Raw genomic sequence first — 12,428 nt, 5'->3', positions numbered from 1 at the left:
CACTCCTGGTGGAGTGGCCGAGAGGCGAGGCAACGGCCTGCAAAGCCGTCTACACGGGTTCAAATCCCGTCTCCACCTCCAAGGACGATTAGCTCAGCGGGAGAGCGCTTCCCTGACACGGAAGAGGTCACTGGTTCAATCCCAGTATCGTCCACTGGATCTTCGAGTCCTCGATCCCCGGATCTTGGGCTTCTCGGGTCCCCCGCGCGATTAGCTCAGCGGGAGAGCGCTTCCCTGACACGGAAGAGGTCACTGGTTCAATCCCAGTATCGCGCACGCAGCACTCCCAGGACGATTAGCTCAGCGGGAGAGCGCTTCCCTGACACGGAAGAGGTCACTGGTTCAATCCCAGTATCGTCCACACCCGCCGAAGCCCCCGGCCGTCTCGTACGGCCGGGGGCTTCGTCGTGTCCTTGGCCGGGTTGTCAGCTGGAGAAGAGCATGCGGCCGAAGCTCTTCTGGCGGTGGTGACCCTGGTGGCCGTGGTGCCCGACGTGCGGGGCGCCCCAGGCGGGAGCCGGGGCGGCCGGGTAGGCCTGCGGGGCCGCGGGCGGGGGCGGCGGAGCGGGCTGGGACCACTGCGTCTCCAGGCGGGTCAGCGACTCCAACTCGCCGTAGTCGAGGAAGATGCCTCGGCAGCCGCTGCACTGCTCGATCTGAACGCCGTTGCGGTTGTAGGTGTGCATGGGTGCGTGGCACTTGGGGCACTGCATGGTCGGCTCAACTCCTCGCCGGTCGGTCCTGATTCGCGTGTCGCCAGGACAGACTCTGCCCGGCCGCGGGTCGGTTGCACCCTACGTCGTGCGAATTCGCCTCAGCCGCGGGGGGCTCGGGGGCGGTCCGAGGGCATCCGCGCGCAGGCGTCGACCAGCGCCTGCTCCACCTCGTCCGGGGTCCGGCCCGCCGCTGCCGCCTTGGTGAGGGCACGGGCAGCGGTCTGGACGGTGAGGGCACGGGCCGGTACGTCCAGCGCGGTCCAGGGGTCCGCGAGGGACGGGACGGCCGGGCCGCCGGCCGTGCGGTAGGCGGTCAGGAAGCGGTGCCAGTCGTCCGGCGGCAGCAGTCCGCAGGCGTACCAGGCCGCCGGGCGGGCCAGGTCCCATGCCGGGACGCCGGTACCGAGGTCGTCCACGTCGATGAGCAGCCAGGGTCCGTCGGGGGCGGGGTGGCGTACGAGCTGACCGAGGTGCAGGTCGCCGTGGCACAGGGTGGTCGTGTCCGGCATGGCGGCCTCCCCGCGGGCCCAGGCGGGGAGGCCGGCCCAGGCGTCCAGTACGGAGGCGGTGGCGGGGTGGTCGGGGGCGGTGGCCCGGAGCCGGGCGACCGCCTGGGCCGCCTTGGCCGGACCGCGCATCGGCGGCAGGGTGGCGGGGGCCGGGGAGCGGTGGAGGCGGGCGAGGAGGGTGGCCGCGGCCTCCCACGGCGCCGCGTCCGGGTCCTGCGGGTCGACCGGGGTGCCGTACGGCCAGTAGGTGACGAGCCGCTCGTGCAGGGTGACGGGCGTCGGGCCGCCACCCGGCTGAGCGTCTGCGGCGTGGGGGTCCGCAGCGGTGGGACGGAGCGGGGGCAGGAGGATGCCGGGGAGTCGGGCGGCGACGGTGACGCGGCGGGCCAGCTCGACGGGGTCGGTGTCCGCCGCGTGCGCCTTGGCGACGGTGCCGGCGTGCCGCACGACGGTGGCGTCGGGGCGGTGTGCGAGCGTGGTCTCGGTGGGGGGCGCGGGCTTGGCCTCCGTGCGGGACGCGGGCGCGGTCTCGGGGCGGTCCGCGGTGCCGCAGGGGCAGGCGGGGGTGCGGGCGTGGGCCGCTTCCCTGGCCCGGGCGGTCAGGGAGGGGAGGAGGGCGTCCGTGGTCACGGGGTGAGGGTACGCAGGGGCTCGGCGCCGTCTGCTCGGAGGCTCTTGCCGCCGGTGGCAGGGAGGCACGTCCTCGGCGTCCGCCCGGGGGCCGGGGCGCACCGGTGCCGTTCGCCGAATGCTCCGGGGGGAGGACGAGAGCTGCGGTCGGTGCCGGTGCCGTGGCTCCGTGGTCGTGCCGGGGAAGAGCAATGCCGGCGCAGCTCCCCAGCTGCGCCGGCATTTTGCCGTCCGCCGCACCCCCGTCCCCACGGGGTTTCATGGATGGATGTCCCCGCCCGGACCGCTCTTCCGGGCCTGGGGGTCGCCTCTCAGCGCCCCAGCATCACACCCACGGACGACGCTTGTGTGGCCACTGTCTCCCACCCGTCGAAGACGAGAAGGAGCAGAGCCGCCAGGGGCAGGGCCATGAGCGTCGCCACCACCGGGTGACGCCGCGCCTGACGGCGGTCCCGCCGCGTGCGGACCAGCGTCCGCGGTGCCGTCTGGGCCATGGTCCCTCTCCTGACCGTTCGGTTGTTGTCTTCACAGCGGCGGGCGTCCGACCTCGGGGGACGAGTGCTGCACCCGCCGCTTGACCTCAAATCTAGGTGTCCCGCGCCCACCGGTCGTCATGCCCTCGTACCGATTGCCGGGCCTCCCGGAGGATGAGCCGCCCCCCGGGGCGTACTCCCCTGGGTGGAGACCGGGTGCCCCGCCTCGGGGTCTTCCCGGAGGGGGCGTCCTCGTGACGTGCCCCGGACCCGGCATCCGCAGCGCCCGGCCCCGTGACATCGCTCACTTCCGCCGCGCTCCGGCGGGCCCCTGACCCCGCTCGGCGCACGTCCTCGCCCACCGCCGCGCCGTGGCCACCGGTCTGCCCCCGGACACCCCCCTCCCCCTCCGCGCCCGCACGCTCCCCCCGTCCAAACCCCCCTCCGCGCGCGCCGGTTGGGATCACCGGCGGGCCGGGACCGGCTCGTTCACGTGTTCCCTGACCGTCCCTCAACTCTCCCACCCCGCACTGACAATCCGTTGCCCGCGGAGGGCGCGGCCTCTGCGCGCGGGCGGCCGTGGAAACGTAAGCTGGGGCTCGTCACAGGGACCGGGCAGCGGGGATGAACATGGCGATGATGCGCCTGAGGCGCGAGGACCCGCGCGTCGTCGGCTCGTTCAGGCTTCACAGACGGCTCGGCGCGGGTGGGATGGGCGTGGTCTACCTGGGCTCCGACAAGAAGGGGCAGCGGGTCGCGCTGAAGGTCATCCGGCCGGACCTGGCCGAGGACCAGGAGTTCCGCTCGCGGTTCGCCCGGGAGGTGTCGGCGGCCCGGCGCATCCGCGGTGGCTGCACCGCACGGCTGGTCGCCGCCGACCTGGACGCGGACCGCCCCTGGTTCGCCACGCAGTACGTGCCCGGCCCCTCCCTGCACGACAAGGTCGTCGACGGGGGGCCGCTCGGCGCGGCGGACGTCGCCGCCGTCGGCGCCGCCCTGTCCGAGGGGCTGGTCGCCGTGCACGAGGCCGGGGTGGTGCACCGGGACCTGAAGCCGTCCAACATCCTGCTCTCCCCGAAGGGGCCGCGGATCATCGACTTCGGCATCGCCTGGGCGACGGGCGCCTCGACGCTCACGCACGTCGGCACCGCCGTCGGCTCCCCCGGGTTCCTCGCGCCCGAGCAGGTGCGCGGGGCGGCCGTCACTCCGGCCACGGACGTGTTCTCGCTCGGCGCCACGCTGGCCTACGCCTCGATGGGCGACTCACCGTTCGGGCACGGGAGTTCCGAGGTGATGCTGTACCGCGTGGTGCACGAGGAGGCGCAGCTGCACGGCGTCCCGGACGCCCTCGCTCCGCTGGTGCGGGCGTGTCTGGCCAAGGACCCCGAGGAACGCCCGAGCACGCTGCAACTGTCCTTGCGGCTCAAGGAGATCGCCGCCCGGGAGGCCCAGGGCCTGGCCGACGTACGGCCCCCCGCGCCGCGCAGCGCGGAGGCCGACCTGCCCACGGGACGGCTCGCCGACACCTATCCGGAGCGTGCTCAGCGGCGTCCGCAGAGCCGGCCGGGCGCGCCCGGCACGCCCGCTCCACGGAGCACGTCGGGATCCCGTGGGCCGGCGCCCGCGCGCGGCGCCGATCCCTCCCGCGGTGGCACGCCGTCGCGGGGCGGGTCCGGCGCGCGGGGCGGCAGCGCCCCTCGCGGGGGCAACGGTTCGGGCGCCCGCTCCGGGGGGCGGCCCACACCCGCCTCCCGCAGCAACACCGGCCGCAGCACCTCCCGCCACGACAGCGGAGGCCGGCCCACGTCGCGCGGCGGCCCCGGCCGTACGGCGCCGAGGCCGACCGGGACCCGCTGGCGGCGGCCCGCCAATCCGCGGCTGCTGCGGCAGCGTCTGTTCGTGTTCGTGGTCGTGACCCTGCTGGTCGCGCTGGGTATCGCCGCCGCGCAGGGCTGCCAGGGACCGTCCAGGGGGCTGGGCGACGATCGGGGCGGTGTGCGGGCGCAGCAGGAGCGGGTCGACGGACGCGGCGACACGCCCGGGTGGCACGCGGTCGGGCGGTAGGGGCCGGACCGGACCGTACGGCGGGCTGTGGAGGGCCGGATCACAGGGCGGGCTCCCGCACTGCGACGGCCGGACCGCGGCCTACTCCGGGGGTCGGCCGGCCGTCACCGCGTAGAAGGCGACCGCTGCCGCCGCACCCACGTTCAGGGAGTCGACACCGTGGGACATGGGGATGCGGACCCACTCGTCGGACGCCGCCAGGGCCCGCCGGGAGAGTCCGTCGCCCTCGGCGCCCAGCATGAGCGCCACCCGGTCCATCCGGTGCGGGGCGACCTCGTCGAGGGCCTTGGCCCGTGCGTCGGGAGTGAGGGCGAGGAGCGCGAAGCCCGCCTCGCGGACCGCCTCCAGTCCGGCCGGCCAGGTGTCCAGGCGGGCGTACGGAACCGAGAAGACGGCGCCCATGGAGACCTTCACGCTGCGCCGGTACAGCGGGTCGGCGCAGTCCGGTGAGAGCAGGACCGCGTCCAGTCCGAGGGCGGCGGCGGAACGGAAGATCGCGCCGATGTTGGTGTGGTCGTTGACCGACTCCATGACGACGACGCGGCGGGTGGCCGTCAGGAGGTCGGACGCCGTCGGCAGCGGCTTGCGCCGCATCGAGGCGAGGGCGCCGCGGTGCACGTGGTAGCCGGTGACCTGCTCGGCGAGGGCCGGGTCGACGACGTACACCGGGGCGGGGGCCTCGTCGATGATGTCGCGCATCGTGTCGACCCACTTGGCGGAGAGCAGCATCGACCGCATCGCGTAGCCCGCTTCGCCGGCCCGTCGGATGACCTTCTCGCCCTCGGCGATGAAGAGGCCCTCGGCGGGCTCGCGGCGGCGGCGCAGTTCGACGTCGGTCAGGTGGGTGTAGTCGCGCAGGCGCGGGTCGTCGGGGTCGTCGATCGTGAGGAGTTCGCCCATGTCACACCGCCCCGTGGGGGCCGATGCCGGCGTGCGGGCCGACGCCGACGACCTCGCCGACGACGATGACGGCGGGTGGCTTGACCTCCTGCGCGACGACCGTGTCGGCGACCGTCGCGAGGGTGGCGTCGACCCGGCGCTGGGCGGCGGTGGTGCCCTCCTGGACGAGGGCGACCGGGGTGCGGGGGGACTTGCCGTGCGCGACGAGGGTCTCGGCGATCCGGCCGATCTTGTCGACGCCCATGAGGATCACGAGGGTGCCGGTCAGCTTGGCGAGGGACGGCCAGTCCACCAGGGAGCGCTCGTCGTCGGGGGCGACATGGCCGCTGACCACGGTGAACTCGTGGGCGACGCCCCGGTGGGTGACCGGGATGCCGGCCGCTCCGGGGACCGAGACGGAGCTGGAGATGCCGGGGACGACGGTGCACGGGATACCCGCTTCGGCCAGCGCCTGCGCTTCCTCCATCCCCCGTCCGAAGACGTACGGGTCGCCGCCCTTCAGCCGTACGACGGCCTTGCCCTGCTTGGCGTGCTCGATGAGCGCGTTGTTGATGGCCTCCTGGGCCATGAAACGGCCGTAGGGGATCTTCGCGGCGTCGATGACCTCGACGTGCGGCGGCAGCTCGGCGAGCAGGTCGCGCGGGCCGAGCCGGTCGGCGATGACCACGTCGGCCTCGGCGAGCAGGCGGCGGCCGCGGACGGTGATCAGGTCGGGGTCGCCCGGGCCGCCGCCGACGAGGGAGACACCGGCGGTGCGGGTGCGGTGGTGCGGGGCGACGAGGGTGCCGTCGCGCAGGCCCTCCACGACCGCGTCCCGGATGGCGGCGGTGTGGCGGGGGTCGCGGCCGCGCGCGTCCGTGGTGAGCACGGCGACGGTGACGCCCTCGCTGTGGCCGGTCGCCGGTGTCCACGCCGTGGCCTCGTCGGCGTCGTCGGAGCGCACGCACCAGACGCGGTGCCTCTCGGCCTCCGCGGAGGCGGCCGCGTTGGCCGCGGTGTCGCTGGTGGCGATCAGGGCGTACCAGGCGTCCGCGAGGTCGCCCTCCGTGTACGGGCGCCGCTCCCACGCGATCTCTCCCGCGTCCGCCATCGCCTCGACCGAGGGGGTCGCCGCGGGGGACACGAGGCGGATGTCCGCGCCCGCCGCGATGAGGGCGGGCAGGCGACGCTGGGCGACCTGACCGCCGCCGAGGACGACCACGCGACGGCCGGTGAGGCGGAGGCCTACGGGGTAGGCGGGGTGTTCGGCCATGAGGGTGGGCTCCTCGTCCTGGCGGTGCGGTGGGCGCTACGGCGGTGGAGCGGCCCTGACGTGGGGATACGTGCGGATTCTAGGAGACGTGCGGGGACGGCACGAGGTCGGTCCAGCGTACGGCGGGCCGGGGCGGCGGCGGATCTCCGGTCGCGCCGCCCCTGTCCCGTCGCGGCTACTTCTCGGTGACGCCCGCCGAGTCGAACGTCGCCACCTCGTGCATCGCCCGTGCGGTGCTCTGCACCATCGGCAGGGCCAGCAGCGCGCCGGTGCCCTCGCCGAGGCGGAGGTCGAGGTCGACCAGGGGGCGCAGGCCCAGCTTGTTGAGGGCGGCGACATGGCCGGGCTCGGCGCTGCGGTGGCCCGCGATGCAGGCCGCGAGGACCTCGGGGGCGATGGCGCGGGCCACCAGGGCGGCGGCGCCGGCGCTGACGCCGTCCAGCAGCACGGGGGTGCGCAGGGAGGCGCCGCCGAGCAGCAGACCGACCATGGCGGCGTGCTCGAAGCCGCCGACCGCGGCGAGCACGCCGATGGGGTCGGCCGGGTCCGGCTGGTGGAGTTCCAGCGCGCGGCGGACGACCTCGGTCTTGCGGGCCAGCGTCTCGTCGTTGATGCCGGTGCCGCGACCGGTGACCTCGGCCGGGTCCGCGCCGGTGAAGACGGAGATCAGCGCGGCGGACGCGGTGGTGTTCGCGATGCCCATCTCACCGGTGAGCAGGGCCTTGTTGCCGGCCGCCACCAGGTCGCGGGCGGTCTCGATGCCGACCTCGATGGCCTGCTTGGCCTCCTCGCGGGTCATCGCGGGGCCGGTCGTCATGTCGGAGGTGCCCGCGCGGACCTTGCGGGGCAGCAGACCGGGGGTGGCGGGCAGGTCGGTGGCGACACCGACGTCCACGACGCACACCTCGGCGCCGACCTGGGTGGCGAAGGCGTTGCAGACCGCTCCCCCACCGAGGAAGTTGGCCACCATCTGGGCGGTGACCTCCTGCGGCCAGGGGGTGACGCCCTGGGCGTGCACCCCGTGGTCGCCGGCGAAGACCGCGACGGCCGCGGGCTCCGGGATCGGCGGCGGGCACTGCCGGGACAGGCCGCAGAGCTGGGCGGAGATGATCTCCAGCATGCCGAGCGCGCCGGCCGGCTTGGTCATCCGCTTCTGCCGTTCCCAGGCCTCGCCGAGCGCCTTGGCGTCCAGCGGGCGGATCTGCGCGACGGTCTCGGCGAGCAGGTCGTGCGGCGCCTCGCCGGGCAGGGCCCGACGGCCGTACGTCTCCTCGTGGACCACCCAGGAGAGCGGGCGGCGCTTGGACCAGCCGGCCTGCATCAGCTCGGGCTCGTCCGGGAACTCGTCGACGTAGCCCACGCACAGGTAGGCGACGACGTCCAGGTGTTCGGGCAGGCCGAGGGCGCGGACCATCTCGCGCTCGTCGAAGAAGCTGACCCAGCCGACGCCGAGGCCCTCGGCGCGGGCGGCGAGCCAGAGGTTCTCGACCGCGAGGGCGGAGGAGTACGGGGCCATCTGCGGCTGGGTGTGCCGGCCCAGGGTGTGGCGGCCGCCGCGCGTCGGGTCGGCGGTGACGACGATGTTGACCGGGGTGTCGAGGATGGCCTCGATCTTCAGTTCCTTGAACTGCTTGGCCCGGCCCTTGGGGAGGGACTTGGCGTAGGCCTCGCGCTGACGCGTCGCCAGTTCGTGCATGGCACGCCGGGTGTCGGCGGAGCGGATGACGACGAAGTCCCAGGGCTGCGAGTGGCCGACGGAGGGCGCGGTGTGGGCGGCCTCCAGGACGCGCAGCAGCACCTCGTGCGGGATGGGGTCGCCACGGAAGCCGTTGCGGATGTCGCGGCGTTCCCGCATGACCTTCAGGACGGCCTCACGTTCGGCGTCGGCGTAGGCGGGGGCCGCCGGGCCGGTGGACTGTCGTGCTTCCGCCGTTGCGGCCGTGCTCACGTGGTGCGGGTCTTCCTGGTCTGCGGGGACGTCCGGGCGCGGCTGCGCGGCCGGTTCCGTGCGGGCCGCGTCGTCTTCCTGGTCGGCGGCGCGGGTGTCGAGGTCGTCGGCGTTCTGGGCGACGTCGGGGTCGGCCTCGCGCGGAGCGGGGACCGGGGTCGCCGAGGCGGTCGCCCGGGGCTCCGCCGGGAGGACGAGGCCCTCGGGCGGCGTCGGCGCGAGCTGCGGGGTCGTGGGCACCTGGCCGCCGGCGACGGGCACGAACCCGGTCAGCGACCGGTCGGGATACGCGCCTTCGGGCTGCACCGGGTGTCCGGGCTGCACCGCGTGTTCGCCGGGCATGTCTGCGGGCTGCTCCGCGTAGCCGCCGGGCGCGTCCGCGGGCTGCTCAGGGTGAGGCTCCGGTACCGCGGCCACCGGCGATGCGCCGTCCGTCTCCGCGGCTTCGGGCAGGGGGCGGGGCGCGTCCGATTCCCACGTCGGGTCGGCTTCCGGCAGGGACCGGGGGCCCTGAGCCGGCTGCGGGTCGACCGGGTCGGGCTGGAGGACCGGCGCGACCGGGGCGGCGGGCTCGGCGGCGGGGGCAACGGGTTCGGCAGCCGGGGCGGCGGCCAGGACGTCCGGCGCGGTCCCCGTCTCCGGCGCGGCCTCGGTGACGGCCTCGGTGGCCGGCGCGGCCACGGCGCCGGGGAGGACGTCCGACTGCGGGGCGACAGCGGGCGGCACGGCCTGCGCGTCCGGTTCCGGGTGCGTCGCCGTGGGCTGGACGTCCGGCCGGGACGGCTCGGGCTGTGCGGTCTGCTCGGGCAGCGAAGGCGGTTCGGGCTGCGCGGACGGCTCCTGTACGGGGTCCGGCTGCTCGGCGGAGGTCGGCGCCTCCGGCAGCTGCTGGGCCTCGGGGGACGGTTCGGCCACCGCGAACTCGGGACCGGCCGCCTCGGGCGCCTGGGCGTCCTCATGGGCGTCGGACGCGTCGGACACGTCGGATGCCTGGACGCCCGGCGCCTCGGGGGCCTTGGGGGCCTTGGGGGCCTCGGGCACCTCGGGGGCCTCGGCGAGGAAGGCTTCCTGCGGCTCATGCGCCACGGTCGGCTCGACGGCCTGGACCGTCGCGAGGGGCTCGGCGGGCTGAGCCGGCGGAACGGGCTGGGCGGTGTCGTCGGCATCGGGCACGGGCGCCGCGTCCGGCTCGACCACCTGTACCGCCTCGACCTGTACCGCCTCGGCCTCCGGACCCGAGGGTGCGGTGACGGCCGGGTCGGCCGCGGGCACCGAAGCTCCCGTCGGAACGGGCCCCTCACCGGCCACCGCGTCGGCGACCGCCTCCGGAGCACCGGCACCGGGGGCCGGGGCCGACGGGCCGTCCGGCACCTCGTCACCCGCCACCGCGTCGCCACCGTCGCCGGGCACGGGCACGGGCACGGGCACGGGCACGGCGTCGGCCCGGACGTCGGCGACGATCTCCCCGTCCGGCCCGGTCTCCCCGGTCGGCGCAGCAAGCTCGGCGGATTCGGCGGACTCGTCCGTCGTGCCCGGCTCCCCCGGAGCCCCGCCCGTCGCCGCCACGGCCTCCGTCGCCACGCGGGTCACGAGCGCCTGCGCGGCACCCACCGGCTCACGCACCTGCTCCGGTACCGGAACAACCGTTTCCGCATGCATCGCCCCGGCGTCCGCCGGAGTCCCCGGCGTCTGCGGGGCCGTCTGCGCGGCCCAGGGCGCCGCACCTTGCGGGGACATCGCGACGGCCTGCGGCACGTCGAGGTACTCGGGGCCGGCGGTCGGCGGCCCGGCGTGCCGCACCGGGACGTCGGCGGGGCCGCGGTCGGCGAGGGAACGGACCGGGCTCGCCGAGGTGTCGGGGATGGGCGGACCGAGGTGCAGGGGCCTGCGCGGCGGGGCCGGGGCGGACGCGGACTCCTGTGCCGGATCGGGCAGACGGACACCGCTGAGGTCGACCGAGCCGCTGTCGCGGCCGGACATCTCGTGCGGTCCCGGCTGGTGCACGGCCTCGACGACCGGCTCCGGCGCGGGCGGCGCGACCTCGTTGCCCCAGGCGCTCTGCGCTCCCGGCAGCAGCAAGAGGTCCTCGTCCTCGGCGGTGGTCTCGGAGAGGTAGGTGTACGCGCCGGGCGCGGGGACGCCCGGCTGGTCCACCATGCCTGCGTTCTCCGGCAGCCCCTCGCCCGGGATCTGGCCGGTGTCGGTCATGCGTAACCCCTCGCCCATCGGTTAGTGCTTCTACGACCAGCTCGCCCGGGACGGCGCACCGACCGCCCCACAGTGGAGAACGAGCGTGCGTGCCCAGCGGCACGAACGACCCGCCGGAAAAGACGACAAAGCCACTGAGTGGCATTGTCGCGGTCGTTCCCCCGTCACGACAGCTTGATCCGCGACGGCCCGCTGTGGACTGCGCCACGTTGCGCGTCCTTCGGTTCTGCCGTACCACAGCCCGCCCGGAACAGACGGGTTTTCAGTGACTTTGACCGACGAAGTGCCGGGTGTCCCAGTGCGGTACAACAATCCGCCAGCCTACCCCGCGAGGTATGACAACCCGATCACGGGGCGCGGTCCGGGCGGTCCCGCCCGGCACCGCTCAACGGGGCGCTTCGCGCCGCTGGATCTCCCCGCTGAGCAGGAACACCACGCTCCGCTCCGTCTCCGTCCAGGACTGCGTGTCGAGCCCGACGGACTGCAGCAGGGCGCACTCGACCCGGTAGCCGTGCTCCTTCAGGTCCCTGCCCACGAGTTCGGCCGCGTCACGGGTCGCGGCGTGCGCCACGATGCGCTGTGGTCGCCGGTCGGCGACGGCGGAGACCACGGCCGCTCCCCCGCCACCGACGCGGACGACGTCCGGCTCGGGGAGGTCCTCCAGGACGTGCGGGGCGGTGCCGTGCACGGTCTGGAGCTGGACGCCGAAGTGCCGTGCCGCGGCCTCGGTCCGGGCGCAGGCGTCCGGGTCGCGGTCCACGGCGATGACGGCGGCGCCCCCGCGGGCGGCATCCGTGGCGAAGGCGCCGCCGCCGCAGCCGATGTCCCACACCAGGTCGCCGAGGCGGGGTCCGAGCCGGGCGAGTTGGGCGGTGCGGAGCAGGTCGCTCTCGCCCTCTCCCGGTTCACCGCCGTACGCCTCGGCGGGCAGCGACCAGCCGCGCGGCCCGGCGGCGGGGTCGCGTCCGGCGATCCACCCGGTGCCGTCGGCCGCGGCGCCCGGCCCGAGCGCCCCGCCGACGACGATGACGACGTTCGGGTCGCGCCAGGTGTGGTCGGCGGCCTTCTCGGAGGTGACGACGGTGACCTGTTCGCGCGTGGTGCCGAGTTCCTCGCAGATGACGAAGGTGCGGTGGATGCCCTCCATCAGCAGGCCGAGTTCGGCCGGCCCGGCGCCCGGGGAGGTGAGAACGGCGACCTTGGTGTGCGCTCGGCATACGTTCACCGCGCGTCGCAGGGTTCGGGGGTGGGCGACGACCACATGGGCGTCGTCCCAGGGCATGCCGGCGCGCGCGAAGGCGGTGGCCACGGAGGAGACCGCGGGGACGACTTCGACCTCGAGGCCGAACTCGGGAGCGCGCAGGGTGCGTACGACGCCGAAGAAGCCCGGGTCGCCGTCGGCGAGGACGACCGCCGTGCCGCGGTGGGCGGCGATGCGGCGGGCGGCGAGGGCGGCGCTGCCGAGGCGGATGCGTTCGGCGGCGGGCGGCACCTCGGGAAGTGCCAGGTGGTGGGAGGCACCGGCCACCAGTGTGGCGGCTCCCAGTGCGGAGCGTGCCGCGGCGGTCAGTGGCGAACCGTCCCAGCCGATCACCGTGACCCGGTCGGCCATCGTCGTCAGTCTCCAGGTTTCGCAGGTCGTGTCGCGGAGCCGTTCGCGGGCGCGCCCCGTGAGGGTACCTGGTGCGGCCTCGGGACGGGGTCGTGCCGGGCTGTCGGAGCCCTGTG

General features: G+C 75.2%; 8 protein-coding genes and 4 tRNA genes. 5 read left to right on the top strand and 7 right to left on the bottom strand.

Features of this window, described 5'->3' with window-relative positions; translation table 11 throughout:
• Window positions 1-7: 7 nt before the first annotated feature.
• The 4 genes from ACZ6EG_RS21245 (at window position 8) to ACZ6EG_RS21230 (ending at window position 361) form a co-directional block, all read left to right on the top strand.
• A tRNA-Cys gene (locus ACZ6EG_RS21245) sits at window positions 8-81 on the top strand.
• Window position 82: 1 nt separating this feature from the next.
• Window positions 83-154, top strand: a tRNA-Val gene (locus tag ACZ6EG_RS21240).
• A gap of 50 nt (window positions 155-204) precedes the next feature.
• Window positions 205-276: transfer RNA gene (locus ACZ6EG_RS21235), tRNA-Val, on the top strand.
• Between the two features lie 13 nt (window positions 277-289).
• Window positions 290-361: transfer RNA gene (locus tag ACZ6EG_RS21230), tRNA-Val, on the top strand.
• 64 nt (window positions 362-425) lie between these two features.
• Here ACZ6EG_RS21230 and ACZ6EG_RS21225 read toward each other — a convergent pair.
• From ACZ6EG_RS21225 to ACZ6EG_RS21215, 3 genes are all read right to left on the bottom strand, one after another.
• Complete coding sequence (locus tag ACZ6EG_RS21225) at window positions 426-713, bottom strand: TFIIB-type zinc ribbon-containing protein (RefSeq protein WP_391970298.1); 288 nt, start codon at window positions 711-713, stop codon at window positions 426-428.
• Window positions 714-814: 101 nt separating this feature from the next.
• Window positions 815-1,855 carry a phosphotransferase family protein gene (locus tag ACZ6EG_RS21220; protein WP_469606549.1) on the bottom strand — a complete coding sequence of 347 codons (1,041 nt, stop codon included), beginning with the start codon at window positions 1,853-1,855 and terminating at the stop codon, window positions 815-817.
• A 311-nt stretch (window positions 1,856-2,166) separates the two neighbouring features.
• Window positions 2,167-2,349 carry a hypothetical protein gene (locus ACZ6EG_RS21215; protein WP_391970296.1) on the bottom strand — a complete coding sequence of 61 codons (183 nt, stop codon included), beginning with the start codon at window positions 2,347-2,349 and terminating at the stop codon, window positions 2,167-2,169.
• Window positions 2,350-2,952: 603 nt separating this feature from the next.
• Between ACZ6EG_RS21215 and ACZ6EG_RS21210 the strand changes: the two genes are divergently transcribed.
• The gene (locus ACZ6EG_RS21210) at window positions 2,953-4,392 is read left to right on the top strand and encodes a serine/threonine-protein kinase (protein WP_391970295.1); all 1,440 of its coding nucleotides are present in this window, start codon (window positions 2,953-2,955) and stop codon (window positions 4,390-4,392) included.
• An 81-nt stretch (window positions 4,393-4,473) separates the two neighbouring features.
• Here the strand turns inward: ACZ6EG_RS21210 and ACZ6EG_RS21205 are convergent, their stop codons facing one another.
• The 4 genes from ACZ6EG_RS21205 to cbiE form a co-directional block, all read right to left on the bottom strand.
• Window positions 4,474-5,292, bottom strand: a complete 819-nt coding sequence (locus ACZ6EG_RS21205) for a TrmH family RNA methyltransferase (protein WP_469606545.1) — start codon at window positions 5,290-5,292, stop codon at window positions 4,474-4,476.
• Between the two features lies 1 nt (window position 5,293).
• On the bottom strand, window positions 5,294-6,544 hold the full coding sequence (gene cobA, locus ACZ6EG_RS21200; RefSeq protein WP_469606542.1) for a uroporphyrinogen-III C-methyltransferase: 1,251 nt from the start codon (window positions 6,542-6,544) through the stop codon (window positions 5,294-5,296).
• A 175-nt stretch (window positions 6,545-6,719) separates the two neighbouring features.
• Window positions 6,720-10,700, bottom strand: a complete 3,981-nt coding sequence (gene cobT / locus ACZ6EG_RS21195) for a nicotinate-nucleotide--dimethylbenzimidazole phosphoribosyltransferase (RefSeq protein ID WP_469606539.1) — start codon at window positions 10,698-10,700, stop codon at window positions 6,720-6,722.
• Window positions 10,701-11,085: 385 nt separating this feature from the next.
• Window positions 11,086-12,312 carry a precorrin-6y C5,15-methyltransferase (decarboxylating) subunit CbiE gene (gene cbiE / locus ACZ6EG_RS21190; protein ID WP_391970291.1) on the bottom strand — a complete coding sequence of 409 codons (1,227 nt, stop codon included), beginning with the start codon at window positions 12,310-12,312 and terminating at the stop codon, window positions 11,086-11,088.
• Window positions 12,313-12,428 lie beyond the last annotated feature (116 nt).

The sequence above is a fragment of the Streptomyces sp. NPDC041968 genome (assembly GCF_055589025.1).
The sequence above is the reverse complement of the archived record's forward strand: the minus strand, read 5'-3'. Positions and strand labels throughout refer to the sequence as shown.